This is a genomic window from Serratia sp. CY33802, assembly GCF_052169095.1.
GTDB classification, from domain to species: domain Bacteria; phylum Pseudomonadota; class Gammaproteobacteria; order Enterobacterales; family Enterobacteriaceae; genus Serratia; species Serratia bockelmannii.
Window position 1 is genome coordinate 1,030,396 of the sequence record NZ_JBJNLL010000001.1, and the last position, 26,478, is coordinate 1,056,873.

A 26,478-nucleotide genomic window follows, 5' to 3' on the forward strand; every position below is an offset into this window, starting at 1 on the left:
GCTTATTTGATTTCCAGCACGTTCAAACGTTCTGGCGCAGGTATCGCGTCGTCCGAGTCTTCCGGCTGCCAGCCGACCGGCTGCATCGGGATGTCTTCGCGATCGAAGGCCAAATCGCCGCCGTCTACCACGGCGCTCCCGTGGTGAATGCCCTTGAAATCGAACAGATTGATATCGCTCAGGTGCGAAGGCACCACGTTTTGCATGGCGCTGAACATGGTTTCCAGCCGGCCAGGATAACGTTTGTCCCAGTCACGCAGCATATCGCCGATCACCTGGCGCTGCAGGTTAGGCTGCGAGCCGCACAGGTTGCATGGAATGATCGGGAACGCTTTGGCGATCGAGAAACGCTCGATGTCTTTCTCGCGGCAATAGGCCAGCGGGCGAATGACCACGTGCTTGCCGTCGTCGCTCATCAGTTTGGGCGGCATGCCTTTCATCTTGCCGCCGTAGAACATGTTGAGGAACAGCGTCTGCAGAATGTCGTCACGGTGATGGCCCAGCGCGATCTTGGTGGCACCCAGTTCGGTGGCGGTGCGGTACAGAATGCCGCGGCGCAGGCGCGAGCACAGTGAACAGGTGGTTTTGCCTTCCGGGATCTTGTCTTTGACGATGCTGTAGGTGTTCTCTTCGACGATCTTGTATTCCACCCCCAGGCTTTCCAGGTAGGCAGGCAAAATATGCTCAGGGAAGCCGGGCTGTTTCTGATCGAGATTCACCGCGATCAGCGAGAAGTTGATCGGCGCGCTCTGCTGCAGGTTACGCAGGATCTCCAGCATGGTGTAGCTGTCTTTACCGCCGGACAGGCAGACCATGATGCGGTCGCCTTCTTCAATCATATTGAAATCGGCGATCGCTTCGCCCACGTTGCGGCGCAGGCGCTTTTGCAATTTGTTCAGGTTGTACTGCTCTTTTTGGCTAACGGATTGCTTTTCTGACATTTAAATCGTGCTCATTCTCAATAGGGGGCACTAGGGGCATGGCGTTGTAGACCGCGAGTTTACCATTCAACCGGCCGATTTTGATCATTATTCATCATCCAGCCGCCACGCACCCGACGCGAGGTCTGTATGGTACGGATTGTAGCGATGAATACCAGCAGGTTTTTCAGCTCGCCGCTTTATCGGTTTCCCTTAAAAGCCTTCGCCGTCATTTGAACGAAGGCCTTGAGGGAACGTTGTTTCGCGGTGCAGGTCTCATCTCAGACAGAACTTACTTCGAGAGGCACTGAGAGCATGAAAGGAATCGCTGTTGTTGGATTTTACGCATCGTTTTTTGCCTACGCAGAAAACGCACTGGCGTTTGACACGATACCTGTTGGTCTGAGCGAACCGACCGAAACCGTGGTACTGGTACCGCGCGAGCAAAAAGAGCGTCTTGATGGCAAGGATAAGGGAGATGCACTTTATTGTTATTATGACGGGAAATTATTCTCGCTGGGCGCCACGTTCAAAGACAAGGTTTGCGCTTTAGCGGAGATTAAAACGGATAAGCCGTTCTCAGCACGCGTCATGGCCCAATGGATAAAAGAAAAAAGTGCGGCTCGCTAAGTGTGAAACCCCTGAGCATTGAGGCCCACCGCTGATTCAAACGGTATGTGAAAAACAGGGCGCGAATCGTTCGCGCCCTGAGGGAGGTTACTCAGCAGCGGACTTTTCCGCCTTACCGGCCAGCAGGCTGAGGAAATCGTATTTCTCCTTCAGCTCTTTCTCGGCGGCCTGATACAGCGCGCTGGCCACCTCCGGCTGCTGCGCGTTCAGGCGGCGGAAGCGCTGTTCTTTCAGCAGCGTTTCCGACAGGTTGCTGTTTGGCGGCCGCGAATCCAACGCTAACGCGGCCTTGCCCTCGGCGCTACGGCGCGGATCGAAGCGGTACAGCGGCCAGAAGCCGGTGGCGGTCAGCTGTTTCATCTGATCGTGGCTGAGCGCCAGATCGTAGCCGTGTTCTTCGCACGGGCTGTAGGCGATGATCAGCGACGGGCCCGGATAGGCCTCGGCCTCCTGAATCGCTTTCACCGTTTGGTTAAGCTGCGCCCCCAGCGAGATCTGCGCGACGTAGACATGGCCGTACATCATCATGCTGACGCCCAGATCCTTGCGCGCCTTCCGCTTGCCGTGCTCGCCGAACTTGGTCACCGCGCCGAGCGGCGTGGCTTTCGACTGCTGGCCGCCGGTGTTGGAGTAGCATTGGGTGTCGAGCACCAGCACGTTGACGTTCTCCGTCAGGCTGAGGACGTGATCCAACCCGCCGAAGCCGATGTCGTAGGCCCAGCCGTCCCCGCCGATCAGCCAGATGGATTTATCGACCAGGTAATCGGCGTCGGCCGCCAGCTGGCGTGCGTCTTCACCTTCAATACTCGCCAGCAGCGTGCGCAGTTCGGCGATTTGCTTACGGCGCGGCTCCGGCGCCACATCTTCCATCTGCAGGGCATTGACCAACTGCTCCGGCAGCTGCGTCGCCAGCGAATTCAGCAGGCGCAGCACCCGTGCGCGATGTTGATCGACCGTCAGACGGAAGCCCAGGCCGAATTCGGCGTTGTCTTCGAACAGCGAGTTGGCCCACGCCGGCCCGCGCCCTTCGGCGTTGGTGGTGTACGGCGTGGTCGGCAGGTTGCCGCCGTAGATCGACGAACAGCCGGTGGCGTTGGCGATCAGCAAACGGTCGCCATAGAGCTGGGTCAGCAGCTTGATGTACGGCGTTTCGCCGCAGCCGGAGCAGGCGCCGGAGTATTCGAACAGCGGCGTGATCAGCTGCGAGGTGCGAATGTCGATGCGCTCCAGCTGCGCTGGATCGATTTCCGGCAGCTGTAGGAAGAAGTCGTAGTTGTCTTTTTCCGCCGTCAGATTATCGAGGCGCGAAGCCATGTTGATGGCCTTGATCTCTGGGTTCTGGCGATCTTTCGCCGGGCAGACCTCGACGCACAGGTTACAGCCGGTGCAATCTTCCGGCGCCACTTGCAGTACGTATTTCTGGCCGCGCATATCGCGTGATTTGACATCCAGAGACTGCAGGGAAGCGGGGGCGTGTTCCATCTCCGACGGCTGAACCACTTTGGCGCGAATGGCGGAGTGCGGGCAGGCGGCGACGCAGTGGTTGCACTGGGTGCACAGATCGGGCTGCCAGACCGGGATCTCTTCGGCGATGTTGCGCTTTTCCCACTGGGTGGTGCCCACCGGCCAGGTGCCGTCCGGCGGGAAGGCGGAAACCGGCAGCGCATCGCCCAGCCCGGCCAGCATCGCGGCGGTAACGGTTTTGACGAAGTCCGGCGCGGCGTCCGAGACCACCGGTGGGCGCATCGGGCTGCTGTCGTCGACCGGCTGCAGTGGAATTTCAATCAGTGCGCCACGGGTGGCGCCCAGCGCCTGCCAGTTGCGCTCGACGATCTCCTGGCCCTTGTTGCTGTAGCTGCGCGCGATGGCATCCTGCAGCTGTTGCAGCGCCACGTCGCTCGGCAGGATCTGCGTCAGGTGGAAGAACGCCATCTGCATTACGGTGTTGATGCGCGCGCCGAGCCGGCATTCGCGCGCCAGCTTGGCGGCGTTGATGATATAGAAACGCGCCTGGCGTTGATGCAGCAGCGCCTGTACCTCCTGCGGCAAGCGTGACCAGACCTCGTCGGCGCCGTAAGGGGTATTGAGCAGGAAGGTACCGCCGGGTTTGAGACGTTCAACCATCTGATACTTATCGATAAACTGCAGCTGGTGGCAGCCGACGAAATCCGCCTGGCTGACCAGATAGGCCGAATTGATCGGCTGCTCGCTGACGCGCAGATGCGACACCGTCAGGCCGCCGGCCTTTTTGGAGTCGTAGACGAAATAGCCCTGCGCATACAGCGGCGTGGCGTTGCCGATGATTTTGATGTTGTTCTTGGTGGCCGAGACCGAACCGTCGCTGCCCAAACCGTAGAACAGCGCTTCCAGCGAGGCGCGCTGCGGCAGGATTTCGTCGCTCAGCGGCAGTGAAAGCCCGGTGACATCATCGAAGATGCCGACGGTAAAGCGCGGGCGCGGCTGCGGCTGGGCCAGCTCGCGAAACACCGCCAGCGCACAGTCCGGGCCGAACTCTTTCGACGACAGGCCGTAACGGCCGCCGATCACCCGCGGCAGCGTGGCGCGCTCACCCCGGCTGTAGGCCTCCGCCAGCGCGGTCATCACGTCCAGATACAGCGGTTCGGCCAGCGCGCCCGGTTCTTTGGTGCGATCGAGCACCGCGACGTTGCGCACGCTGTCCGGCAGCGCGCCGAGCAGGTATTTGGCGGAGAACGGCCGGAACAACCGGACTTTCAGCACGCCGACTTTCTCGCCGCGGGCCAGCAGGGTGTCAATCACCTCTTCGCAGGTGCCGGCGGCGGATCCCATCACCACCACCACGCGCTCGGCCTGCGGGTGGCCGTAGTAGTCGAACGGCCGATAGTGGCGGCCGGTGAGGGCGGCGAAGGCCGCCATGGCGTCGATCACGTGTTGGCCGGTGGCGTCATACCACGGGTTGGTGGCTTCGCGCGACTGGAAATAGGTGTCCGGGTTGGCGGAAGTGCCGCGCACCACCGGATGATCGGGCGACAGCGCCCGGCTGCGGTGAGCGTCGATCGCCGCCTGAGGCAGCATTTGCCGCAGCGTATCGTCGCTGAGCGGCACGATCTTGTTGATTTCGTGCGAGGTGCGGAACCCGTCGAAGAAGTGGATAAACGGCACGCGCGCGTTGAGAGTGGCGGTCTGTGAGATCAGCGCGAAGTCCTGCGCCTCCTGCACGTTGCTGGCGCACAGCATGGCGCAGCCGGTTTGGCGCACCGCCATCACGTCCGAATGGTCGCCGAAGATCGACAGCGCGTGTGTGGCTACGGTGCGGGCGGCGACGTGCAGCACGAACGGCGTCAGCTCTCCGGCCAGTTTGTACAGCGTCGGGATCATCAGCAGCAGACCCTGCGATGAAGTGAACGAAGTCGACAGTGCGCCGGTTTGCAAGGCGCCGTGCACGGTGGCGATCGCGCCGCCCTCAGACTGCATTTCCACCACCCGCGGAGTATCGCCCCAGATGTTTTGCCGGCCATCGCCGGACCAAGCGTCTGCTTGCTCCGCCATGGTGGAACTTGGCGTGATAGGGTAGATGGCAATCACTTCGTTGGTGCGATAGGCCACGGAAGCGACTGCGTTATTACCATCTGTAGTTATCATCGACATTACCTTTTCATTGCTCACAAAGCCGCGAAAGCACACTTTCGCAGTAATGGGAAAAAGTCTAACAGAGGGTTTGAACGTGGCTTTATCGCGTTTGTGTGGCGGGTGATAAATCGTCAATGGCGTATTTCCTCGCCGAATGAGATGCAGTGGCAATAAATTGTTTTGACCGTTTAAAGACAATTTATTTCCGGCGCGTCATAATTGCGCATCGGCAAACTGACAGAAGAAAATCATGAGCGCATTTATGTATTTGACGATGGCGATAGTCGCGGAAGTGATCGCCACCACCATGTTGAAAGCCTCCGAGGGCTTTACCCGCCTGTGGCCGTCGCTGCTGGTGGTGCTGGGTTACGGCGTGGCCTTTTGGGGGCTGTCGATGGTGGTCAAGAGCATGCCGCTGGGCATCGTGTATGCGATTTGGTCGGGTATGGGCATCGTGCTGGTGTCGATCGCCGCGGTATTCGTTTACCAGCAAAAATTGGATTGGCCAGCGATTGTCGGCATGGGATTAATTATTGCCGGCGTGCTGGTGATTAATTTACTGTCTAAAGCCTCGGTGCACTGAGTGTTATTTTAATGTGAAAAAAGGCCGGCGTGACAGCAAGTCGCGCCGGTTGAAGAATTCAGCCATCATTCACTGAAAATAGTGGAATGCTAATTACTTAGCGCCGCCAGCATAGACGTAAATATCGTCCTCTCCGGTAGCAAAAAATGCGTCGTCTCACTGAAAGCACGTGAAGATAATGAATACCGATGTCGCGGGAGAAATCTCTTCGTCAGCAGCGGTGACGTTATCACTTTCTGCGTGCGGCCGGGGCCAGGCACAGGGTGGCGCTGTCACGTTTGGCGTATCGCGCCGGGGCGGAAATATTCTGCAAACAAAATAAATGTCCGGCCGGTGCAAAAAAATGACAAATAATGGCTGGAATATATTTTCATTATTTATATATCGAGCTAGATTAAACAAGTTTGCATCAAAGATAGCGAAACGTGTCCGCTAAGTGACGCGCGTTATCAGCAATGGCGATTTTACACAGCGCAGTTCCGGGTTCAGGAGTGGGATAATGACGACATCAAAATGGTTGCTTGCCAGCGCCGTGCTGCTTTTAGCCGCCTGCAGCAGCAATAACGAAGAGCCAGTACAGCAGGGCAACAGTGCCAGAATCAATACGTTGCAGACCAGCGCCGGTTGCGCGGCGGTCGGTGGCGTTACTACCATCGCGCATAACCTGAACGGTGAAGCGCTGCGCATGTGCCAAATGCCGAATGGCAAGCAGTGCGAAGAACGCACGCTGGGCCTGGGCAGCTGCGCCGGGTAAGCCCGCAGCGACAGGCCCGGATCAATACACCCAGTCGCGCAGGGTATAAACCAGCGTGTGGCCGCTGCCGTTGAGCGTCAGTTGCTGCGCGTTCAGCATCACGTCGGCGCCGTTTTCGAGCACGGTGCCGATCACCCGATCCCAGCGGTTGCGCTGCTCATCAGGGCACTGCTTGCGCGTCGAGGCCAACGGTTTTACCGTCAGCACGCCGTCGCGTAACTGCCCCTGGCCGAAGAAGCGGTTGCACATCGCGCCGGAGACATGCAGGTTCTCGCCAAATTCCAAATTGAGCAGGCCGCCATCCGTTCGTGATTGTGCCGCTTCACCATCTACGCTCTGCAACACGAAGTTGTGATGCAACAGATCGCCGGGTGTGACGGTAGACTGTGGTTTCATGCTGCATCCCCCTAGGACCAGCGTCGCAAGGGCGGCCACCGTGGTTTTTCTCATTGCGTTCTCTCAAATAAACAGGGCGCCGCAAGGGCGCCCCGAAGTTACGCTCAGGCGTTCAGCTGGTTCGGGCAGGCTTCGCCGCGATCCAACAGGCTGATGTTCTGCAGCGTGGTTTGCGAAATGCTGGTCAGCGCCTCTTCGGTCAGGAAAGCCTGATGGCCGGTGAACAGCACGTTGTGGCAGGCCGACAGGCGGCGGAACACGTCATCCTGAATCACGTCGTTAGACTTGTCTTCAAAGAATAGATCGCGTTCGTTCTCGTAGACGTCCATCCCGAGCGCGCCGATTTTTTGCTGCTTCAACGCGTCGATGGCGGCGGTAGAGTCGATCAGCGCGCCGCGGCTGGTGTTGATCACCATTACGCCGTTTTTCATCATCGCGAAGGCGTCGGCATTCAGCAGATGGTGGTTTTCCGGCGTCAACGGGCAGTGCAGGGTAATCACGTCGGATTGCGCGTACAGCGTTTTCAGGTCGACATACTCCGCGCCCAGCGCCAGCGCCTGTTCGCTCGGGAACGGATCGTATGCCAGCAGCTTCATGCCGAAGCCTTTCAAAATGCGCATCGTCGCCACGCCGATTTTACCGGTGCCGATCACGCCGGCGGTGCGGTTGTGCATGTTAAAACCGATCAGCCCTTCCAGCGAGAAGTTGGCGTCGCGAGTGCGTTGATAAGCGCGGTGAATACGGCGGTTCAGGCACATCATCATGCCTACCGCGTGTTCTGCCACGGCCTCCGGCGAGTAGGCCGGCACGCGCACCACCTTGATGCCCAGTTCTTTGGCGGCGTCCAGATCGACGTTATTAAAACCGGCGCAGCGCAGGGCGAGGATCTCGACGCCCAGTGCCGCCAGTTCTTCGAGCACTTCACGGCTGCCGTCGTCGTTGACGAAGATACACACCGCCTTGCAACCGGCGGCCGTTTTGGCGGTTTTTTTGCTGAGTAAAAAGTCGAAGAATTCCAGCTCATAGCCAAACTGCTGATTCACCAGTTCGAGATATTTACGGTCATACTGTTTGGTACTGTATATCGCCAATTTCATCGTGGTTTCTCCACCGTGATTTTGTGATCAATTTAACAGATTTTAGTAAATTCGACAATTGGTTAGCGGTTTGGCCAGCGTGGGGTTTGTTCGGTCAACCAAGAGGATGAAACCGGCCCCATAGGGCCGGTTCACGCGATGTTAGCGAGCGATTTCCGTGTAATGATGCTCATCGTAGTCATGGGTCAAGTACCCGTTGACGGCATCGTTAAAGGCGACCCAATGCGGGGTTTTCTGGTGTGCCGAAAGCGCCGCCTTATCGTCCCAGTTTTCGATCAGCGCGTAGCTGTTTTCATCGTTCTGGCATTGCCAAAGCTGGTAAAAAGAGCAGCCGGTTTCTTTATTGGATTCCTGCACCATGGTGTTGAGCAGGCTGAGAAACGCGGGGCGTTTGGCCGGATTGACCTGAAAAAAGACATTGAGCGTGATCATGGTTTATTTCCTCAGTCGATAATGAAACTGGAATTTCCAGGTGGCAGCAATGTGCTGACCGCGAGGATTCTACGGACTTGATGGTTGACTAAAAGTGAAATAAAGTTCCGTTGCTATTCATTTTTGGTGAAGGTTTGTGATGTTGAAACGTGCTCAGTTGGTGACTTTTTGCATGGTGGTTGAGTCAGAGAGTCTCACGGCAGCGGCTGAGAGGCTGTTTTGCGTGCCCTCTAACGTGACCAAGAAATTAAAAGAGTTGGAAATGGCGTGTGGCGTTACGCTATTTGATCGTGAGCGCAATCGACTGTCGCTCACACCGGAAGGTCGGGCGCTTTACCATAAAGCCAAGCGCTTTTTGGCTATCGAAGAGCGGGCGCGAGCGCAGCTTGAACAGGATCCGGTGCAGGGTGAACTGAAGCTTGGCGCGCTGGATATCGCCTTGAGTCATCATCTGCCGCAAAAGTTGGCGCATTACCGTGCGCAGAACCGCCGCGTTCAGTTGAGTGTGGTGCAGGGCTATTCGCTGGATCTGGAGTTTCAATTGCAAAAAGGAACTCTGGACGTGGTGTTTTCAGATGGGCCGATAGAACATCCGCAGCTGCAGAGCCGGCGTGCTTTTCAGGAGCGTTTGGTCTTCATTGGCGGGGCGTATCAGCCAGCGTTGTTGGCAAAAAGCGATCTCTATGTTTATTCGCGTCAATGTCACTATCGCCATCTGGTGGACGCCTGGCTGCAAAAGCAGCAAGTGATCCCCGCCGCGCTGCTGGAGGTGGAATGCTATGACGTGATATTCGCCTGCGTAAGCGCGGGGTTGGGGTATGCGTTTGTCCCTGAGAGCCTGGCGCGACAGCGGGAGGTTGCGTATACCGAGTGCGGGAATGAAATGCGCAGCAATATTTATGCTATCTGGCGTAAAGCGAGCGACAGCCGCATAGTACAGGCTTTTATTGAGGCCGTGATTTGAAATTAGCGGCAAAAAAATCCCCACGGGGGTGTGGGGAATGGCTTCTCTAGTACACAGTTAGCTAGCAGCTAAACTTTTATTAGAATGGTTGCAAGACTATTAATCATCAACGGTAACGACAATAACAAAAGTCTGAAAACCGTCCTATTTATGTGATGTATATGTAACGAAAATCTACAACTTCGCACACGTTTGCGCTAAAAAGGTGCAAGTCGCCTTTGCGACCCCGCTCAGCTTCACCCTATGTCAAATTCGTGCCATCATTATTGTCAATTCAGGCATAGACTTAACCAATGCCTAACTCAGGAACGAAGCAATCATTTAATGACCAGGCGATTGAAAGTATTCATAGGGACCGTGGCGGGCTGTGCAATTCTGGTGCTGGCGTTATGGCAAACTTTGCCGCGCTGGCTGCCGGGGGTGTTATCGCATTGGTTGCCGGCGGGAAGCCGACTTGAGTTACAGGGCAAGTTGCATTGGCGCCAAGGCGGCCTGGCGTTGCCGGGGGCACGTTTCACCGCGCAAGATTGCCTGCTGGCCAACGTCGGTCCGACGCGGCTGGCTTACCGCCAAGGCCGCTGGCAGCTGTCGAGCGATAAGGTCAGCGTCGATAGCGCCTGTTTGTCAAAACTGCCGGGCGGCGACGCCAACAGCGCGCCGCTCGCGCTCGATCAATTGCAGCGGCAACTGCCGGCGCTGGATCTCACCATTAATGATCTGACGCTTATTCCCTGGCAGCGCTATGCCGGCAAGCTACAGATTTCCTCCGGCCCCGACGGGCAACGTCTGCATTATCGGGGACCGAATCTCAGCGCCGAGGCGCGGCTGGATGAAAAACAGCAGCTGACGTTGCAGAGTCTGACCGTCGTCCCGCCCAACAGCGCGCAACCGCTGCACCTAGCCGGTAAGATAACTCTCCCGCTGGATCTGGCCAGCCTGCCGAAGCAGGGCGCGTTGCAGGGTGAAATGCAGACGGCCTATCTGGAAAAACCGGTTTTGCTGGATATGCGCTGGCAACACCAGCAGGGCGTGTTGACGGTGAGCGAGAAAGGCGACGATCGGCCGCTGGCGGTGCTGCCGTGGGAAGTGACCCCGCAGCGGGTCAGCATCAAGCAGGGCGAGTGGCGTTGGCCCTACAGCGGACAGCCGTTGAACGGCGGCCTCAGCATCGCGCTGCACGATTGGAGCAAGGGATTGGATGAAACGGAGATCAGCGCGCGGCTGAACGTGATCACCGCCGGCCACAACGGCAAGGGTAATGCGGTGCTCACCCTCGGGCCGGGCAAGGTGGGGTTGACCGACAGCGATCTGCGCTTCCAACTGACCGGGCAGGCCAATCTGGCCGATTTCTCCACCACCGCGTCGATCCCGGGCGTGATCGGCGGCAGCATTCTTAACCCGACGCTGGTTCTGCAGCCCGGTTCGCTGCTGCGTCTGTGGGGCAAAGCGACGCCGGAAATGACGTTGGAAGAGGCGCGTCTACCGCTGGCCGGCGTGAAGGTGACCGCCGCCGGCATCACCGGCCGCCTGCAGGCGATTTTGAGCGCCAGCGACAGTTATTGGGGGCGTTTCAAGCTCCACCTGGACGGCCAGGCGCAGGATTTCTGGCCGGACAAGGGCGACTGGCAGTGGCGTTACTGGGGCAACGGCCGGTTGCCGCCGCTGCAGGCCGCCTGGGACGTCGCCGGCAGCGGTCGTTGGCAGGACAGCGAGCTGGTGCTCGACAAGCTCTCCACCGGTTTCGACAAATTGAAGTACGGTCTGGTGACGGTCGCCGCGCCGCGCTTGAGCCTCAACCAGCCGCTGCGCTGGCAGCGTGATGAACAAAGCCCGCAGTTCAACGGCGAATTCCAGCTGGCGGCGGATAAGGTCAGCTTCAGCGACGGTGGCTATCTGCCGGCGCCGGTGCTGGCGCTGCAGGTGAACGGCCGTTCGCCGGACAGTTTCCAGCTGCAGGGCAAGCTGCAGGCGCAACAGATCGGGCCGATCGCGCTGCGCGGCCGTTGGGACGGCGAACGTCTGCGCGGCGAAGGCTGGTGGCCGAAACAGTCGCTGAAGGTCTTCCAACCGCTGTTGGCACCGGATCTCAATCTCACGCTGCGCGACGGCGAGTTTTACGCGCAGTCGGCGTTTTCCGCCGCCCGTGAACAAGGGTTCGAGGCCGGTGGCCACTGGGTGGTGAAAAACGGCGGCATGTGGCTGAAAGACGGCGAAATGAGCGGCCTGGATTTCATCCTGTCGTACCGTTTCAAGCAGCATCACTGGCAATTGGGAGCTAAACAGCCGGTATCGCTGCGCATCAAGTCTTTCACCAACCTGTTCGAGATGCAGAACATTTCCGCCGATCTGCAGGGCACCTATCCTTATAGCGAAGGGCAGCCACTGACGTTGAGCAACGTCGGCGTGGACATGCTCAACGGGCATATCAGCCTGTCGGCGCTGCGGTTGCCGCAGCATGACGCCGCGGTACTGAAGCTGGATAAGGTCGATCTCAGCGCGCTGTTTACCGCCCTGAAACCGAAGCAGTTCGCCATGTCCGGCCGGGTCGACGGCGAGCTGCCGCTGTTCCTGAACCATCCGAAGTGGTTGGTGCAAAACGGCTGGATCGCCAACGCCGGCACGTTGACGCTGCGCCTGGACAAAGACATGGCCGACGCCATCGGCAGCAATAACCTGGCGACCGGCGCGGCGATCGACTGGCTGCGCTACATGGAAATCAACCGTTCGCATGCCCGGGTCGATCTCAACAACCTGGGCGAGTTGACGCTAAGCGCGCGCATCGACGGCATCAACCCGCAGAAAAGCGCCAAGCGCGAGGTGATCCTGAACTATCGCCATCAGGAAAACGTGTTTCAGCTGTGGCGCAGTTTGCGCTTCGGCGACAATTTACAGGAGTGGCTGGAGCAGGCCCTCTCACAACCTGGGGAGCAACAATGAAAATCATGAGTGTGTCGACGCTGGCAGCGGTGCTGTGCGTTTCGCTGCTGAGCGGCTGCGTGCCGCGCATCGAGGTGGCGACGCCGAAGGATCCGATCACCATCAATATGAACGTCAAGATCGAGCATGAAATTCATATCAAGGTGGATAAGGACGTCGAAAACCTGCTGAAAACCCAAAGCGGTCTGTTCTAGGAGCCGACATGAAAAAACGTTATTTGTGGCTGGCCGGCGCCGCCTGGTTGTTCAGTGGCATGGCGATGGCGTTGACGCTGGATGAGGCGAAGCAGCAAGGGCGGGTAGGTGAAACCCTGAGCGGCTACATCGCGCCGGTGAAGCAGGACGCGGAAACCCTGGCGCTGGTGAAACGCATCAACGCCGGCCGCGCCGAGAAGTATCAGGAAGTGGCGAACGGCAACCATATCGCCGTCGACGAAGTGGCGCGCATGGCCGGGCAGAAGCTGGTGACGCGGGCGCAGAGCGGCGAGTATGTGCGCGGCATCAACGGGCAGTGGCTGAAGAAATAAAAAAAGCGCGCCGTCTGGCGCGCCAAAAGATACGGATAGATGATTATTATGAGGGTAGTGCAGGTTTGACAGGACTTTCCTCTTGTCCGGCAGGGGCTCGGCGCCCCTGCGCAGGGTCTTAGGCAGCAACCACCTGAGACAGGGCCGCCTTGGCGTCTTCCTGTGCTTTGGTCGCCACTTCCGGGCCATAGGCGATGCCTTCCGCGAAGACGAACTCCACGTCGGTGATGCCGATGAAGCCCAGGAACAGACGCAGGTAAGGTTCTACCAGGTCGGTCGGGGTGCCTTTATGGATGCCGCCGCGGCTGGTCAGGATCACGGCGCGTTTGTTTTTCACCAGGCCTTCCGGACCGTTTTCGGTGTAACGGAAGGTCACGCCGGCGCGGGCAACCAGGTCGAAATAGTTTTTCAGCTGGGTCGGAATGTTGAAGTTGTACATCGGTGCGGCAATCACGATGACGTCATTGGCCTGCAGCTCGGCGATCAGCTCGTCCGACAGGGCCAGCGCTTCTTGTTGACGTGGAGTCAACGGAGCATCGGAAGGACGCAGCGCGCCGACCAGTTCACCGTCCAGCACCGGGATTGGCTGTGCGGCCAGATCGCGCACGGTGATGGTGTCGCCGCTGTGGGCGTTGCTCCATTGCTCTACGAAGAAATCGGCCAGTTGGTTAGACTGAGAGTAGGTCGCCAGGATGCTTGATTTCAGAACCAATACGTTGCTCATCGATAATTCCTTACGTTGTGACAGTGACATCAGGACTCAGCGTCCCTTGCATGAAGTACATGCTATTCACATTCCCCCAACAGTGATAGCGCAATATTTCGAGATCTCCGTTCAATTTTATTGAATGACATGGCGACGCTTTACTCGCGGAAGTAGGGGGAGAAAGCCGTTTGTGATAGGCTGTGCGGCTAAAGCAAAAAAATCGCTAAAAAAACATTAAACCGTTGCCAAGCCTGGCCTTGGCGGCGAAGAAACAAGGAACACCGAACGTGAAATCTCCGCTCGAGGCACTGCCGGCCCAACTGGGCGAGCTGATGCTCCGCGATCAACAACGCCTGCGTCGTCGCCTGCAGGGCGCACGAAAAATCAAAAATCCCGATGCCCAGCTGGCGGTCGCCGCCGACGTGGAAAGCGACATCGCGACGGCGCGGCAAAAAGTGCAGGCGCGCGCCGCGTCTTGCCCGCGCATTACCTATCCGGAAAGCCTGCCGGTCAGCCAAAAAAAGCAGGACATCTTAAACGCTGTCCGCGACCACCAGGTGGTGATCGTCGCCGGGGAGACCGGCTCGGGAAAAACCACCCAGTTGCCGAAGATCTGTCTGGAGCTGGGGCGTGGGGTGAAAGGGCTGATCGGCCATACCCAGCCGCGCCGCCTGGCGGCGCGCACCGTCGCCAACCGCATCGCCGACGAGCTGGAAACCCCGCTCGGCGGCAGCGTGGGCTACAAGGTGCGCTTCAACGATCAGGTGGGGGAAAACACCCTGGTCAAGCTGATGACTGACGGTATCTTGCTGGCGGAGATTCAGCAGGATCGCCTGCTGATGCAGTACGACACGTTGATCATCGATGAAGCGCACGAGCGCAGCCTGAATATCGACTTTATTCTCGGCTACCTGCGCGAACTGCTGCCGAAGCGCCCGGATCTCAAGGTGATCATCACCTCGGCGACCATCGATCCGCAGCGTTTCTCGCGCCACTTCAACAATGCGCCGATCATCGAGGTTTCCGGCCGCACCTACCCGGTGGAGGTGCGTTACCGCCCGGTGGTGGACGACGGCGATGATACCGACCGCGACCAGCTGCAGGCGATTTTCGATGCGGTGGACGAGCTTGGGCGCGAAGGGCCGGGTGACATTCTGATCTTCATGAGCGGCGAGCGCGAGATCCGCGATACCGCCGACGCTTTGAACCGCCTCAATTTGCCTCACACCGAGGTGCTGCCGCTGTATGCGCGCCTGTCGAACAGCGAGCAGAACCGGGTTTTCCAGTCGCACCACGGCCGTCGCATCGTGCTGGCCACCAACGTGGCGGAAACCTCGCTGACGGTGCCGGGCATCAAATACGTCATCGATCCGGGCACCGCGCGCATCAGCCGCTACAGCTTCCGCACCAAGGTGCAGCGCCTGCCGATCGAGCCGGTGTCGCAGGCCTCCGCCAACCAGCGTAAAGGGCGCTGTGGCCGCGTGTCGGAGGGCGTGTGCATCCGTCTGTACTCTGAACAGGATTTCCTCTCGCGGCCGGCGTTTACCGATCCGGAAATTCTGCGCACCAACCTGGCGTCGGTCATTCTGCAGATGACCTCGCTGGGGCTGGGCGACATCGCCGCGTTTCCGTTTGTCGAGGCGCCGGACAAGCGCAACATTCAGGATGGCGTGCGTCTGCTGGAAGAGCTGGGGGCGATCACCACTGCCGATAACGGCCACTATCAGCTGACGCCGCAGGGCCGGCAGCTGGCGCAGTTGCCGATCGACCCGCGTCTGGCGCGCATGGTGCTGGAAGCGCAGAAGAGCGGCAGCGTGCGCGAGGTGATGATCATTACCGCCGCGCTGTCGATTCAGGATCCGCGCGAGCGCCCAATGGATAAGCAGCAGGCCTCGGATGAAAAACACCGCCGTTTTGCCGACAAAGACTCGGACTTCCTGGCGTTCGTCAACCTGTGGGACTATCTGCAGGAGCAGCAAAAGGCGAACTCTTCCAGTCAGTTCCGCCGGCTGTGCCGCAACGATTTTCTTAACTACCTGCGGGTGCGCGAGTGGCAGGATATCTATACCCAACTGCGCCAGGTGGTGAAAGAACTGGGGCTGCCGATCAACAGCACGCCTTCCGATTATCGCAGCGTCCACACCGCGCTGCTGACCGGCCTGCTGTCGCACATCGGCCAGAAGGATACGGACAAGCAGGAATTTACCGGCGCGCGCAACGCCCGCTTCTCGATCTTCCCCGGCTCCGGCCTGTTCAAGAAGCCACCGAAGTGGACCATGGTGGCCGAACTGGTGGAAACCAGCCGCCTGTGGGGACGCATCGCCGCGCGCATCGAACCGGAATGGATCGAGCCGCTGGCTCAGCACTTGGTGAAACACAGCTACAGCGAACCGCACTGGTCGAAGTCGCAGGGGGCGGTGATGGCCAGCGAAAAGGTCACGCTGTTTGGTCTGCCGATCGTTGCGGCGCGCCAGGTCAACTACGGCGCCATCGATCCGCTGCTGTGCCGTGAGCTGTTTATCCGCCATGCGCTGGTAGAGGGAGACTGGCAGACGCGCCACGCCTTCTTCCGCGAAAACCAAAAGCTGCGCGCCGAGGTGGAAGAACTGGAGCATAAATCGCGCCGCCGCGACATTCTGGTGGATGACGAAATGCTGTTCGGCTTCTACGATCGCCGCATCCCCAACGACGTGGTGTCCGGCCGTCATTTCGACAGCTGGTGGAAGAGCGCGGCCAAGCAGCAGCCGGATCTGCTGAACTTCGAAAAAGAGATGCTGATCAAAGACGGCGCCAACAAGATCAGCGCGCTGGATTACCCGAACTTCTGGCATCAGGGCAACCTCAAGCTGCGGCTGAGCTACCAGTTTGAACCAGGCACCGATGCTGACGGCGTGACGGTGCACATCCCGCTGCCGATCCTCAACCAGGTGGAAGAGCAGGGCTTCGAATGGCAGATCCCCGGCATCCGCCGTGAACTGGTGATTGCGCTGATCAAGTCGCTGCCGAAACCGGTGCGTCGCAACTTCGTGCCGGCACCGAACTACGCCGAGGCGTTCCTTGGCCGCGTAACGGCGCTGGAATTGCCGCTGCTGGACGCGCTGGAGCGCGAGCTGCGGCGCATGACTGGCGTGACCGTGTCACGTGATGACTGGCAGTGGGATCAGGTGCCCGATCATCTGAAGATGACCTTCCGCGTGGTGGGCGAGAAAAACCAGACGCTGCGCGAAGGCAAAGATCTGGCCGCCTTGCGCCTGCAGTTGAAAGAGAAGGTGCAGGAGACGCTGTCGGCGGTGGCCGATGACGGACTGGAGCAGAGCAATCTGCATGTCTGGAGCTTTGGCCAATTGCCGGCGTTTTACGAGCAGAAGCGCGGCGGCTATTCGATGAAGGCATACCCGGCGCTGGTGGATGAAAAGGACAGCGTGGCGATCCGCCTGTTCGACAGCGAAAGCGAGCAGCAACAGGCGATGTGGCAGGGCACGCGTCGCCTGCTGTTGTTGAATATTCCTTCACCGATCAAATACCTGCATGAGAAACTGCCGAACAAAGCCAAGCTGGGGCTCTATTTCAACCCGTACGGCAAGGTGCTGGAGCTGATCGACGACTGCATATCGTGCGGCATCGACAAGCTGATCGCCGAACACGGCGGCCCGGTCTGGCAAGAAGCAGACTTTGCACGGCTGCAGGAGCAGATCCGCGCCGAGCTGAACGACACGGTCGTCGAGGTGGCCAAGCAGGTTGAACAGATCCTGACGGCGGTCTTCAACATCAACAAACGGCTGAAAGGCCGGGTGGACATGTCGTTGGCGCTGGCGCTGTCGGACATCAAGACCCAGCTCGGCGGGCTGGTTTACCGCGGCTTCGTGACTGGCAACGGATGGAAGCGCCTGCCGGATACGCTGCGCTACCTGCAGGCGATCGAGCGGCGGTTGGAAAAACTGGCTATTGATCCGCACCGCGATCGCGCGCAGATGTTGCGGGTGGAGCAGGTGCAGCAGGCGTGGCAGCAGTGGCTGAACAAGCTGCCGCCGAAGCGACAGCAGGAGGAAGAAGTAAAAGCGGTGCGCTGGATGATAGAAGAGCTGCGCGTCAGCCTGTTCGCGCAACAGTTGGGCACGCCTTACCCGATCTCCGATAAGCGCATTTTGCAAACTATCGAGCAGCTTTCGAGCTAAGCTCAGCCGCACCGGCCGGCAAGCGGCCGGCGCAGCGCAAGTTGAAATTCGCAGAGCAGAGAAACAGCAACGGCGCATAATGCGCCGTTGAGAGAGGATTATTTGCCTGCCGCCAGCGCGTCCAGCGCTTCGCGGATACCGGGCACCGCCAGGGCACGGTTATCGGCGCGATAGCGATCTTTCGCCGCCGGTGCCGAGCTTTGGATGGCGATCAGTTGCCAGCCGTCGGCGGTTTTCAACAGCAACGGCGAACCGCTGTCGCCGGGCAGAGTATCGCACTGGTGCGACAGTACGCTTTGCTGGGCCCAGCCGGTGACCTTGCAGTTTTGGTGGCTGTAGAGGTCATCCAGATGATCCTCCGGGTAGCCCGCTTGAGTTATCAGCCGTTTGGCCTGTTTCAGGGCCTGAGTCAGCGCCTTGCTGTCGCCTTGCCACAGCGGCAAGGGTGCGATCGGCAGCGGTTTTTTGTCTTTCAGACGGATCAGCGCAAAGTCATAAGCGGCCGCGGCGGGCGGGACGATCCAGCCATCACCGTCCGGCTTCAGCTTTTTGCCCAGTTTGCTGTCGACCAGGGTCTCGATATTGTCGGTTTGATACTGCCACGACTTATCACCCGCCACGAAGCGCAGAGCGATGGCTTTATCCAATTGCCCCGGCGGTGCCAGCACGCAGTGGCCGGCGGTCAACGCCAGGTGTGGGGAGATCAGCGTGGCGGTACACAGATTGCCGCTGGCGGTTTCGACCTGGCCGATGGCCTGCCACGGCTTGGCGGCGGTATCCGTGACCTTGATTCGTTCATCTTTGCCGAAAAACAGACGCGTTTGCTCGGCCTTGGACGGGCCGTCTGCGCGTGCCGCCTGAGAAGCGATGAGCGGGAGTGAACACAGCAACAGTAAAACGGATATGCGCATAGATCTCTTGCCTGACAAATACGGATCATCCATAAACACACTGAATGCTAACTATAGACTGATTTAGCAGCCATGTGGATGGGCAATAATTGATTTTTCAATAATTTCCCGCCGGCGATGCGGCAGGCTACAGGTAAAAAAAGACGGCGATCAGTCCGCAAAGGATCAGGGCGGTCAGAACGATCTCGAACAGGTAGCGGCGCAGCATCAATGAGAACCCCCCGATGAAAAAACACCCGGTGAACCGGGTGTCGTACACGTCAAGCCTGAAACGGTGAGGGGACCCTCACGACATTACGCTTTTTTGTGGCTGGCTTTCTTGTGGTGCTTTTTAGCCGCCTGGGCTTTTTGCGCCGGGGCTTTCTTGCCGGCTTTTTTGTGATGCTTTTTGGCCGCCTGAGCTTTCTGAACCGGGGCTTTCTTGCCGTGGTGTTTCACCTGAGCTTTAGTCGGCGCAGCGGTGGCGGTGGTTGCGGTAGCCGCAGGTGCGGTGGTGGCAGCCTCGGCAGCGAAAGCCACGGAAGACAGACCCATTGCAGCGGCAACAACCAGAGCTAATACTTTTTTCATCGCAGAATCCTCAACATGACTTTTGGGTACCAACCCCACTGCGGGGCCGTTGAGATGATAGTAGGCAAACGGCGTCCGGCTTTCCGTGAGTGATTGGTTTCGGCATGTAACCTAATGTACAGGGCGGCGGTGGCGAGGGGGATTGCTGCTATAATGACCGCCAGACAAGGAAAAAGGGATTTAAAATTAACGAGATAACGATTCGTTGTGGCGTGACTGAACAGGGCGAGGTGCCGCTGGCCTATGAGGACTGGGGCGATGAGACGCACCCGCCGTTGTTGCTCATCATGGGCATCGGCGCGCAGCTCCTGTTGTGGCCTGACGACTTCTGCCGCGCCCTGGTGTCCATGGGGTTTCGGGTGATCCGTTATGACAACCGCGACGTCGGCCTTTCAGGAAAAACGCAGGCACAACGCTCACAGCCATTGTGGCTGCTGATGTTGCGCGCCCAGCTTGGCTGGCAAACGCCGGTGCCTTATACCCTGGCGGACATGGCAACGGACGCGGCGCATCTGCTCGATCATTTACGCATTCCGCAGGCTCACGTACTGGGCGCTTCGATGGGGGGGATGATCGCCCAGGTGCTGGCCGCCGAATACCCGCAGCGCGTCGCCTCGTTATGCATCTTGTTTTCCAGCACCAATCAGCCGCTGTTGCCGCCGCCGGCGCCTTCGCTGCTGTGGTTGCTGGTGCGCCGGCCTGCCGCCGATATGACGCTGCAGCAGCGCCAGGAAGGGATGAAGGCCTTTCTGCGCGCGCTTGGCACCGCGACTTATCCACCGGAGGAGGCGGAGCTGGATGCCCTGGTGACGCGGTTGCTGAAGCGGGGTGTGGATCCGGCAGGCATGCAGCGGCAACTTTCCGCGTTGCTCGGCAGCGGCGATCTGCGGCGTTACAGCCGGCGCATCGCCGCGCCGACGCTGGTGATTCACGGCGATCGCGATCGGCTGGTGCGCAAGGCCGGCGGGGTGGCGATCGCTCGGGCCGTCGCCAACGCCAGATTGCAGATTATGCCGGGCATGGGGCATGACCTGCCCGCCGCGTTGAGGCCGCAGCTGGCGGCGATGATCGCCCGCCATGCATTGGGATGAGAGGCCGGTTGGTTCGGTATTTTTGCTTTTTTAGTTACAACATACTAATGGTGGGTGGCCACCCGCCACTCTGTAGCCAAGGCGTTACCCGCAGGAAAGTGCACTATGGAACAGTGTCAGGTCAACCAGAGGAAAAAAGGGCGCGGCAGGGCCGCGCCAGGAGAGATTACAGGTAGCGGTTTTCCAAATGCTGACGGAAGTAGCGTGGGTTGAGCGCTTCGCCGGTCGCGTTGGCGATCAGCGTCTCGGTCGGGAAGCGGCTACCGTGGCGCCAGATGTTGTGCTGCAGCCAGTGGAACAGCGGCTGCAGATTGCCGGCGGCGATATCCTCGCTCAGCGAAGGCAGGGCCTGGCGCACGCTGTGGAACAGCTGCGCGGCGTACATCGCGCCGAGGGTGTAAGTCGGGAAGTAGCCGAACGCGCCGTCTGTCCAGTGGATATCCTGCATGCAGCCGTTGCGATAGTTGCCGATGGTGTCGAGGCCGAGGTAAGCGTGCATCTTTTCATTCCACAATGCCGGAATGTCTTCCACTTCGACCTCGCCTTCGATCAACGCTTTTTCAATTTCGTAGCGCAGGATGACGTGGGCAGGATAGCTCACCTCGTCGGCGTCGACGCGGATCAGGCCCGGTTTAACGCGCTGGTTGAGGCGAATGAAGTTGGCTTCTTCCAGCGCCGGCTGTTCGCCAAATTGCGCGGTGACCAGCGGACGCAAGATTTTCAGGAATTCATTGCCGCGCGCCAGCTGCATTTCGAACAGCAGGCTCTGCGATTCGTGGATGGCGGTAGAGCGGGCCAGGGCGACCGGCTGGCCGAGCAGATCGCGCGGCAGGTTCTGTTCGTAACGGGCGTGGCCGGTTTCGTGCACGATACCGAGCAGCGCGGTCAAAAACTCTTTCTCGTTGTAGCGCGTGGTGATGCGTACATCTTCCGGCACGCCGCCGCAGAACGGGTGGGCGCTGACGTCGACACGGCCGTTGTCGAAATTGAAACCGAGCAGTTTCATGACGCTCAGGCTCAGCTGACGCTGGGTGTCCACATTGAACGGGCCTTGTGGCGCCTGGCAGGGCTCATTAGCCTGTTTGGCCACCACGCGCTGCAGCAGATCCGGCAGCCAGGTTTTCAGATCGCCGAAGATGCGGTCGAGATCGCTGCTGCGCATGCCCGGTTCATACAGATTGAGCAGGGCGTCGTAACGGCTGGTGCCGGCCGCCTGCGCACGGATCTGCGCCTCTTCCCGGCTGAGTTTGACCACTTCGCGCAGGTTCTCGGCGAAGCCGTCCCAGTCGTTGGCCGGGCGCTGGGCGCGCCAGGCGTGTTCGCAGCGCGCGCCGGCGAGCGATTTGGCTTCGACCAGCGACGCCGGTAGCAGCACCGCGTCTTCATACTGGCGGCGCATTTCGCGCAGGTTGGCGCGGTCGATCTCGTCCAGCGTCTCTTGCTGCGCGCGATCCAACAGCGCGCCGGTGCTTTCCGCTGTTAAAAGCTGGTGCTGCAGCACGCTCAGCTCGGCCAGTGCTTCGGAGCGCGCCTTGCTGCCGCCCGGCGGCATCATGGTTTGCATGTCCCAACCGGCGATGGCGGACAGGTGGCCGAAACGCGACAGACGGCTAAAAAGCGCGCGCAGGTGATCGTAAGCAGACGTGTTGGAATGTGCAGATGTCATTATTATTCGACTCCAATGAGAAGGGTCCGGCGGTATTACGCCAGATCGGCTTTTAAACTGAATGTCGGCTTCACCGGCCAACAGAAACGGAAACTGGCGCCGCCGAGCGAACTGCTCTCGACGAACACCTGTCCCTGGTAGGCGACGGCGATGGAATGGACGATGGCCAGCCCCAGTCCGCAGCCGCCGGTGGCGCGATCGCGGCTGGGATCGAGGCGAACGAAAGGCTCGAATACCCGCTCGCGCTCTTCCGGCGGGATACCCGGCCCGTCATCTTCGACCTGCAAACAGGCGAGGTCGCCGTCGAACCACAGACCCACGCGCAGACGCTGCTCGGAATAGCGCAGCGCGTTATTGACCAGGTTATCGAGCACGCGTTCCATCAGGCGCAGATCGACGCCGCCAAAGTCGCCGACGTGCGGGATATCGAGCTGGATGTCGCGTTCCTGATGAATAAGACGGATATCGTCGATCTTGTCCTCCAGCCACTTTGGCAGATCGATGGGTTCAATGTTTAGCGCAACCTGCGGCCGGTCCAGGCGGGCATAGGTCAGCAGCTCGTCGATCAGCGACTCCAACTGGCCGATATCGCGGTTCAGCGCCTGCTGTTCGCCTTCGGACAGGTTATCGCTCATCTCGAGCCGATAGCGCAGGCGCACCAGCGGCGTGCGCAGCTCGTGCGCGATGCCGTCGATCAGCTGTTTCTTGCTGGCGATCAGGGTGTTGACGTTGTCGGCCATCTGGTTGAACGCCACGCCGAGCCGGCTCAGGCTGGAAGTGGGATCGAAGTGGGTGCGTTCATCCAGATGCCCGGCGCCGAGCCGCTGGGCGGCGTTTTCCAGTTTGAGCAGGTCTTGCCAGTGCGGCCGCATCCACAGAAACACCGGCAGCGCCAGCGACATGCCGATAAACACCAGCAACACCAGATCCAGCAGGCGCATCTGGTGCAGATAGAACAGATAAGGAATGGGGCCGACCACCAATACATAGTGGCTGCGCGGAATGCGCTGCATAAAGGTGTACTGATCGTCGAGGGCGATGATTTCACCCAGCCGCAGCCGCTTTTTCAGATCCTCGCTCAGTTCCTGTTTGCCGAGCGGTTCGATATGCAGCTTGAACGACAGATTGAGATCCAGCGTGGCGATAGTCTTGTTCCAGTCCTTCAGCGGGATTTCGCGCAGCTCGCTGCGCATCAGGTACAGCGAGCTTTTCATCAGATCGTCCATCGACTGGCGGCCGGCGCGCTCGGCTGTCACCTTGTACACCAGGCCGACCAGCATCGCCATCACCAGAAAACAGACGAATAGCAACAGGAAGAACTGGACGAAAAGTTTTCTCATTGTTGCACCGAAGCCCAGGCGTTAGGGGCGAACAGATAGCCCTTGTTGCGCACCGTCTTGATACGGAAAGGCTCCAGCGCATTGTCGTACAGCTTACGACGCAGGCGGGAGATCGCCACGTCGATGCTGCGATCCATACCGTCGTAGCTTACGCCGCGCAGGTTTTGCAACAACGCCTCGCGATCCATGATCTGCCCGGCGTGGGTCGCCAGCTCCCACAGCAGATCGAAATCCGAGGTGGACAGGGTGATGGTTTCTTCGCCCAGCGTAACCTGACGGTTGACCGGATCGATGCACAGCAGCCCGAAATGCAGCGCGTTATGCTGGGTGAGCGACTGAACCGACTCTTCTTTCGGCTGTTGGCTGTGTTGGCGCAGGTGCAAACGCAGGCGCGCCAGCAACACCGCCGGTGGCGTGGTTTTCAGGATATAGTCGTTGGCGCCCATCTCCAGCGACAGGATATGGTTCATGTCGCTGTCGAGCGAAGTGAGCAGCACGATCGGGCCGGGGAAGGTAGGGCGCAGATCGCGGCACAGCGTCATGCCGTCTTTGCCGGGCAGCATGATGTCCAGCAGCACCAAATCGGGTTGCTCGCGCTCGATGCGCGCCTGCGCGCTGTCGCCACGCGGTTCGATCAGCACCTCGATGTCATGTTTGCCCAGATAGGCGGCGATCAGTTTGCCGACTTCAGGATCGTCTTCCACAAAAACAATTTTATGCATATGCCCGTGTTTTAATATAAAAAGCGGATTTGAGCATAGCGCGGCCCGCGACGTTGCGCCATGCGGATCTTGGCGTCAGCGCAGCGGCCGGCCGCCGTCGACGCCGTGGGTGCGGCCGGTGACGTAGCGGCTTTCCAGCAGGTAGTTCACCAGATTGACCACTTCACTTTCGCCGGGCGCGACCTTCATCAGCGATTTCGCCAGCGCCTGCTGGCGATAGGCTTCGTCGTCGCCCGGATTGAAGATGATCAGCGCCGGCGCGATGGCGTTGACCTTGACCTCCGGCGCCAGCTTGCGGGCAAACGAACGAGTCATATTGTCCAGCGCAGCCTTGCTGGCGGCGTAGGCGATATGCTTGTCGCTGCCTTTTTCCACCACGTAGTCGGTGAGATGGATAATGTCGGCGCCAGCCTGGCCCTGGCCGGTCAGACAGGATTCGAGCAGCTGGTTGAGCAAATAGGGCGTGTAAACGTGAATTTGCAGCATTGCTGCCATTACCTGTTCCGGCGGCACCTCCGGTGACTCGGCCTGCCAGGCGCTGGCGTTGTGGATCATCGCGCGCAGCTTGGGCGCCACTTGCCGCACCTGGTCGGCGAAACGGTAGATACCTTCATGTGTGGCAAAGTCGCCCTGAATGCAGCGGGCGCCCAAGGCCTGCAACTCGGCCATCGCCGGATATTCGCTGCGATAGGCGATAATGACCGGAACGCCGCGCTGGAGAAACGCTCTGGCGAGCGCCAGCCCTATGCGCCGCGCGCCGCCGGTAATCAGCACCGGGGCAGAGTTGGGGTGTTCCATTGATTAAAGCTCCTGGACAGACTGGCAAACAATAGGGGAATTATGCCATCATACGGCGGAAAGTCGTTAAAGCTTCGCATGATTATCCATTTCTGGATGTAAGATCCCCAATGCATTTCAGGTTGCCGTCCGGCGGCGGCTTGAAAGACCACGGGTTAACACTGGCCATGAGAGGAATGAGGGGATGAACAGCAATCACCTTGCATCCATCGCGCGCAGTGAGAAAATCTGTTTTGACTACATGGATTTTCTGTCCGCATCGTGCAGGAAGCACTGGCGCTTTGTTGATGCTATTTATGGTGTGATGCCGATCTTCGGCATGGTGTTGAAATCGCGCGTGACCACGTCACAAACGCGCAAAGAGCAGTTGAAAGAGCTGGCGTTGCAGGTGGTGTCAACGCAGGTTAGCGATGAAACCAATATCGTGCGCCTGATTGACCTGGCGCAGCAGCAGGGCCTGACGGTATTTGATATTCAGCTGCCCTATGCGCTGGAGGCGCAACAGCTGGCGGCCATTCAAAAAGAGTGCGCGGAAGGCATTGCGATCGCCCTGGTGGGTGAGCGTATGACCGTCACCATTCCCCCTAAAAGCTGACCGGGAATCAACCCGGCCGCCCGTTCATGGTTAGGCAATTGACCTGCTGCGATCGCCTAACCATGAACGTGAAATCTCACGCCGCGTGACGCGTGCTGTCTAAAGTCGGGTCCCGGCATTGGGACCGGAACGCAGGGTGTAAATACTGTCTATATGTATTAACACCGCGTATTTCGGCGGATTCATCCCGTTTTTTTCTGCAAATGCCAGCGCCTCGTCAAACGGTTTGCCCGTCAGAAACAGTTCGGGTGTACCAACGAAGCGGTAGCCGTCCAGTGCCTCGCGGTCGATGACCACAACGGCCATTTTCGAGCCTTCCTTGATGTTTTGCAGCGTTTGGCCACCGGTATTTTCGTTGTAAATCAGTGTACGGTCATCATAGAGGCGCAGAGAACGCTTGGGGCCGATATCGGGCACGCCGCTCGGGCTGCTGGTTGCCTGCACTGGCAGCTGTTTAGCCAGCATCTTCTTCATCTCGTCATTCAATTCATTCATGGGCAGATTACCCCTCAGGTTGATGTGTCACTGTTAATGCACGGTGGCGGAATGGTGGGTAGCGGGCGCGCAGATGCTGGTTTCCGGCAGACGGTGCTCGCGCAGTAAGTGCAGGGTTTCAATCCTGAAGCGCAGCAGGTGCCGCTCAGCGATCTGCTGCATCTGTTCGCACAGCGACGAATCGGCTAAGAGTTGCTCGATAGCGACTCGGGCCTGATGAACATGCAGCTCGACGCCGCGCAGAGGCTTCTGCCGCAGGCGCAGATGGGTGATGTTGTTGAACGTGACGATCAGCGCGGCAAGGGCAGACTCGAAAATATTCAGCGCTTCAAATCTGGCGGTATAGTCCGCATTCAGCCAAGGCTTCTCGGCGATGATCGCCTGAGCCCCCTCCAGCGCCTGTTGATAGCTGGTCATCGCCTGGCGATCGTGCCGCTGATTAAACGCCGTGTTGCCCTCGGCGATCAGCGCCTCCCAGGCGGCAAACAAAGGTAATGCGTGCAGCAGTTTCTCAGCCATGAAATGCCTTCCATTTTAGCCTGTCTTCATCCGCCGCCTGAC

At 59.2% G+C, this 26,478-nt stretch carries 25 protein-coding genes; 11 read left to right on the forward strand and 14 right to left on the reverse strand.

What is annotated here, in order from left to right; all coding sequences use genetic code 11:
* Window positions 1–2 precede the first annotated feature (2 nt).
* Window positions 3–941 carry a tRNA 2-thiocytidine(32) synthetase TtcA gene (gene ttcA, locus ACJ8HA_RS04885; protein WP_025302988.1) on the reverse strand — a complete coding sequence of 313 codons (939 nt, stop codon included), beginning with the start codon at window positions 939–941 and terminating at the stop codon, window positions 3–5.
* A 294-nt stretch (window positions 942–1,235) separates the two neighbouring features.
* Between ttcA and ACJ8HA_RS04890 the strand changes: the two genes are divergently transcribed.
* Window positions 1,236–1,550 carry a hypothetical protein gene (locus ACJ8HA_RS04890; RefSeq protein ID WP_025302987.1) on the forward strand — a complete coding sequence of 105 codons (315 nt, stop codon included), beginning with the start codon at window positions 1,236–1,238 and terminating at the stop codon, window positions 1,548–1,550.
* 87 nt (window positions 1,551–1,637) lie between these two features.
* On the opposite strand, the gene nifJ is transcribed toward ACJ8HA_RS04890, so the two are convergent.
* Window positions 1,638–5,171, reverse strand: a complete 3,534-nt coding sequence (gene nifJ, locus ACJ8HA_RS04895) for a pyruvate:ferredoxin (flavodoxin) oxidoreductase (protein WP_049296066.1) — start codon at window positions 5,169–5,171, stop codon at window positions 1,638–1,640.
* A gap of 238 nt (window positions 5,172–5,409) precedes the next feature.
* On the opposite strand from nifJ, the gene ssmE reads away from it, so the two are divergent.
* Entirely contained in the window at window positions 5,410–5,742 is a 333-nt protein-coding gene (ssmE, locus tag ACJ8HA_RS04900; RefSeq protein WP_025302985.1) for a multidrug efflux SMR transporter SsmE, read from the forward strand.
* A 499-nt stretch (window positions 5,743–6,241) separates the two neighbouring features.
* On the forward strand, window positions 6,242–6,496 hold the full coding sequence (locus tag ACJ8HA_RS04905) for a DUF333 domain-containing protein (protein WP_015377999.1): 255 nt from the start codon (window positions 6,242–6,244) through the stop codon (window positions 6,494–6,496).
* Between the two features lie 21 nt (window positions 6,497–6,517).
* Here the strand turns inward: ACJ8HA_RS04905 and hslJ are convergent, their stop codons facing one another.
* From hslJ to ACJ8HA_RS04920, 3 genes are all read right to left on the reverse strand, one after another.
* Entirely contained in the window at window positions 6,518–6,946 is a 429-nt protein-coding gene (hslJ, locus tag ACJ8HA_RS04910; RefSeq protein WP_197812550.1) for a heat shock protein HslJ, read from the reverse strand.
* 50 nt (window positions 6,947–6,996) lie between these two features.
* Window positions 6,997–7,989, reverse strand: a complete 993-nt coding sequence (locus ACJ8HA_RS04915) for a 2-hydroxyacid dehydrogenase (RefSeq protein WP_025302983.1) — start codon at window positions 7,987–7,989, stop codon at window positions 6,997–6,999.
* 141 nt (window positions 7,990–8,130) lie between these two features.
* On the reverse strand, window positions 8,131–8,421 hold the full coding sequence (locus ACJ8HA_RS04920) for a putative quinol monooxygenase (RefSeq protein ID WP_025302982.1): 291 nt from the start codon (window positions 8,419–8,421) through the stop codon (window positions 8,131–8,133).
* 139 nt (window positions 8,422–8,560) lie between these two features.
* On the opposite strand from ACJ8HA_RS04920, the gene ACJ8HA_RS04925 reads away from it, so the two are divergent.
* The 5 genes from ACJ8HA_RS04925 to ACJ8HA_RS04945 all read left to right on the forward strand — a co-directional run bounded on the left by ACJ8HA_RS04925 (window position 8,561) and on the right by ACJ8HA_RS04945 (window position 12,970).
* Entirely contained in the window at window positions 8,561–9,385 is an 825-nt protein-coding gene (locus ACJ8HA_RS04925) for a LysR substrate-binding domain-containing protein (protein WP_197812552.1), read from the forward strand.
* A gap of 324 nt (window positions 9,386–9,709) precedes the next feature.
* Window positions 9,710–12,322, forward strand: a complete 2,613-nt coding sequence (locus ACJ8HA_RS04930) for a YdbH family protein (RefSeq protein ID WP_442515219.1) — start codon at window positions 9,710–9,712, stop codon at window positions 12,320–12,322.
* Entirely contained in the window at window positions 12,319–12,516 is a 198-nt protein-coding gene (locus tag ACJ8HA_RS04935) for a YnbE family lipoprotein (protein WP_025302979.1), read from the forward strand. Before ACJ8HA_RS04930 ends, ACJ8HA_RS04935 begins: the two co-directional genes overlap by 4 nt.
* Before the next feature lie 8 nt (window positions 12,517–12,524).
* Window positions 12,525–12,848 carry a YdbL family protein gene (locus ACJ8HA_RS04940; RefSeq protein ID WP_025302978.1) on the forward strand — a complete coding sequence of 108 codons (324 nt, stop codon included), beginning with the start codon at window positions 12,525–12,527 and terminating at the stop codon, window positions 12,846–12,848.
* Window positions 12,833–12,970 (forward strand): hypothetical protein, encoded by a 138-nt coding sequence (locus ACJ8HA_RS04945; protein ID WP_421117533.1) that lies wholly within the window; start codon window positions 12,833–12,835, stop codon window positions 12,968–12,970. The genes ACJ8HA_RS04940 and ACJ8HA_RS04945 overlap by 16 nt, the downstream gene beginning before the upstream one ends.
* Here ACJ8HA_RS04945 and azoR read toward each other — a convergent pair.
* Entirely contained in the window at window positions 12,967–13,572 is a 606-nt protein-coding gene (azoR, locus tag ACJ8HA_RS04950) for an FMN-dependent NADH-azoreductase (RefSeq protein ID WP_015377994.1), read from the reverse strand. The two genes, ACJ8HA_RS04945 and azoR, sit on opposite strands and share 4 nt — an antisense overlap.
* 269 nt (window positions 13,573–13,841) lie before the next feature.
* Between azoR and hrpA the strand changes: the two genes are divergently transcribed.
* On the forward strand, window positions 13,842–17,729 hold the full coding sequence (hrpA, locus tag ACJ8HA_RS04955) for an ATP-dependent RNA helicase HrpA (RefSeq protein WP_072070378.1): 3,888 nt from the start codon (window positions 13,842–13,844) through the stop codon (window positions 17,727–17,729).
* Between the two features lie 98 nt (window positions 17,730–17,827).
* On the opposite strand, the gene ACJ8HA_RS04960 is transcribed toward hrpA, so the two are convergent.
* Entirely contained in the window at window positions 17,828–18,640 is an 813-nt protein-coding gene (locus ACJ8HA_RS04960) for a trypsin-like serine peptidase (RefSeq protein ID WP_043143623.1), read from the reverse strand.
* Between the two features lie 294 nt (window positions 18,641–18,934).
* Window positions 18,935–19,210, reverse strand: coding sequence for an acid resistance repetitive basic protein Asr (asr, locus tag ACJ8HA_RS04965; RefSeq protein ID WP_197812557.1), 276 nt, complete (start codon window positions 19,208–19,210; stop codon window positions 18,935–18,937).
* 185 nt (window positions 19,211–19,395) lie between these two features.
* Here asr and ACJ8HA_RS04970 point away from each other — a divergent pair, with 185 nt between their 5' ends.
* A complete protein-coding gene (locus ACJ8HA_RS04970; protein WP_049207473.1) occupies window positions 19,396–20,301 on the forward strand; it encodes an alpha/beta fold hydrolase in 906 nt (301 codons plus the stop codon).
* A gap of 166 nt (window positions 20,302–20,467) precedes the next feature.
* Here ACJ8HA_RS04970 and ACJ8HA_RS04975 read toward each other — a convergent pair whose 3' ends face one another.
* The 4 genes from ACJ8HA_RS04975 to folM form a co-directional block, all read right to left on the reverse strand.
* Entirely contained in the window at window positions 20,468–21,967 is a 1,500-nt protein-coding gene (locus tag ACJ8HA_RS04975; RefSeq protein ID WP_025302973.1) for a carboxypeptidase M32, read from the reverse strand.
* Between the two features lie 35 nt (window positions 21,968–22,002).
* The gene (rstB, locus tag ACJ8HA_RS04980; RefSeq protein ID WP_164063268.1) at window positions 22,003–23,307 is read right to left on the reverse strand and encodes a two-component system sensor histidine kinase RstB; all 1,305 of its coding nucleotides are present in this window, start codon (window positions 23,305–23,307) and stop codon (window positions 22,003–22,005) included.
* Window positions 23,304–24,029, reverse strand: coding sequence for a two-component system response regulator RstA (rstA, locus tag ACJ8HA_RS04985; RefSeq protein WP_197812559.1), 726 nt, complete (start codon window positions 24,027–24,029; stop codon window positions 23,304–23,306). The genes rstB and rstA overlap by 4 nt, the downstream gene beginning before the upstream one ends.
* 75 nt (window positions 24,030–24,104) lie before the next feature.
* Entirely contained in the window at window positions 24,105–24,827 is a 723-nt protein-coding gene (gene folM / locus ACJ8HA_RS04990) for a dihydromonapterin reductase (RefSeq protein WP_025302971.1), read from the reverse strand.
* A 184-nt stretch (window positions 24,828–25,011) separates the two neighbouring features.
* Here folM and ACJ8HA_RS04995 point away from each other — a divergent pair, with 184 nt between their 5' ends.
* Entirely contained in the window at window positions 25,012–25,422 is a 411-nt protein-coding gene (locus ACJ8HA_RS04995) for a hypothetical protein (protein WP_025302970.1), read from the forward strand.
* Between the two features lie 99 nt (window positions 25,423–25,521).
* Here ACJ8HA_RS04995 and ACJ8HA_RS05000 read toward each other — a convergent pair whose 3' ends face one another.
* Together ACJ8HA_RS05000 and ACJ8HA_RS05005 are read right to left on the reverse strand one after the other, a co-directional pair.
* Window positions 25,522–25,917 carry a pyridoxamine 5'-phosphate oxidase family protein gene (locus ACJ8HA_RS05000; protein ID WP_025302969.1) on the reverse strand — a complete coding sequence of 132 codons (396 nt, stop codon included), beginning with the start codon at window positions 25,915–25,917 and terminating at the stop codon, window positions 25,522–25,524.
* A 33-nt stretch (window positions 25,918–25,950) separates the two neighbouring features.
* Window positions 25,951–26,436 carry a hypothetical protein gene (locus tag ACJ8HA_RS05005; protein WP_043143614.1) on the reverse strand — a complete coding sequence of 162 codons (486 nt, stop codon included), beginning with the start codon at window positions 26,434–26,436 and terminating at the stop codon, window positions 25,951–25,953.
* Window positions 26,437–26,478: the final 42 nt, after the last annotated feature.

Bases quoted from the DNA above. Each gene is read 5' to 3' on its own strand.
- ttcA (WP_025302988.1), bottom strand. From the start codon at position 941: ATGTCAGAAAAGCAATCCGTTAGCCAAAAAGAGCAGTACAACCTGAAC.
- ACJ8HA_RS04890 (WP_025302987.1), top strand. From the start codon at position 1,236: ATGAAAGGAATCGCTGTTGTTGGATTTTACGCATCGTTTTTTGCCTAC.
- nifJ (WP_049296066.1), bottom strand. From the start codon at position 5,171: ATGATAACTACAGATGGTAATAACGCAGTCGCTTCCGTGGCCTATCGC.
- ssmE (WP_025302985.1), top strand. From the start codon at position 5,410: ATGAGCGCATTTATGTATTTGACGATGGCGATAGTCGCGGAAGTGATC.
- ACJ8HA_RS04905 (WP_015377999.1), top strand. From the start codon at position 6,242: ATGACGACATCAAAATGGTTGCTTGCCAGCGCCGTGCTGCTTTTAGCC.
- hslJ (WP_197812550.1), bottom strand. From the start codon at position 6,946: ATGAGAAAAACCACGGTGGCCGCCCTTGCGACGCTGGTCCTAGGGGGA.
- ACJ8HA_RS04915 (WP_025302983.1), bottom strand. From the start codon at position 7,989: ATGAAATTGGCGATATACAGTACCAAACAGTATGACCGTAAATATCTC.
- ACJ8HA_RS04920 (WP_025302982.1), bottom strand. From the start codon at position 8,421: ATGATCACGCTCAATGTCTTTTTTCAGGTCAATCCGGCCAAACGCCCC.
- ACJ8HA_RS04925 (WP_197812552.1), top strand. From the start codon at position 8,561: ATGTTGAAACGTGCTCAGTTGGTGACTTTTTGCATGGTGGTTGAGTCA.
- ACJ8HA_RS04930 (WP_442515219.1), top strand. From the start codon at position 9,710: ATGACCAGGCGATTGAAAGTATTCATAGGGACCGTGGCGGGCTGTGCA.
- ACJ8HA_RS04935 (WP_025302979.1), top strand. From the start codon at position 12,319: ATGAAAATCATGAGTGTGTCGACGCTGGCAGCGGTGCTGTGCGTTTCG.
- ACJ8HA_RS04940 (WP_025302978.1), top strand. From the start codon at position 12,525: ATGAAAAAACGTTATTTGTGGCTGGCCGGCGCCGCCTGGTTGTTCAGT.
- azoR (WP_015377994.1), bottom strand. From the start codon at position 13,572: ATGAGCAACGTATTGGTTCTGAAATCAAGCATCCTGGCGACCTACTCT.
- ACJ8HA_RS04960 (WP_043143623.1), bottom strand. From the start codon at position 18,640: ATGCGCATATCCGTTTTACTGTTGCTGTGTTCACTCCCGCTCATCGCT.
- asr (WP_197812557.1), bottom strand. From the start codon at position 19,210: ATGAAAAAAGTATTAGCTCTGGTTGTTGCCGCTGCAATGGGTCTGTCT.
- ACJ8HA_RS04975 (WP_025302973.1), bottom strand. From the start codon at position 21,967: ATGACATCTGCACATTCCAACACGTCTGCTTACGATCACCTGCGCGCG.
- rstB (WP_164063268.1), bottom strand. From the start codon at position 23,307: ATGAGAAAACTTTTCGTCCAGTTCTTCCTGTTGCTATTCGTCTGTTTT.
- rstA (WP_197812559.1), bottom strand. From the start codon at position 24,029: ATGCATAAAATTGTTTTTGTGGAAGACGATCCTGAAGTCGGCAAACTG.
- folM (WP_025302971.1), bottom strand. From the start codon at position 24,827: ATGGAACACCCCAACTCTGCCCCGGTGCTGATTACCGGCGGCGCGCGG.
- ACJ8HA_RS04995 (WP_025302970.1), top strand. From the start codon at position 25,012: ATGAACAGCAATCACCTTGCATCCATCGCGCGCAGTGAGAAAATCTGT.
- ACJ8HA_RS05000 (WP_025302969.1), bottom strand. From the start codon at position 25,917: ATGAATGAATTGAATGACGAGATGAAGAAGATGCTGGCTAAACAGCTG.
- ACJ8HA_RS05005 (WP_043143614.1), bottom strand. From the start codon at position 26,436: ATGGCTGAGAAACTGCTGCACGCATTACCTTTGTTTGCCGCCTGGGAG.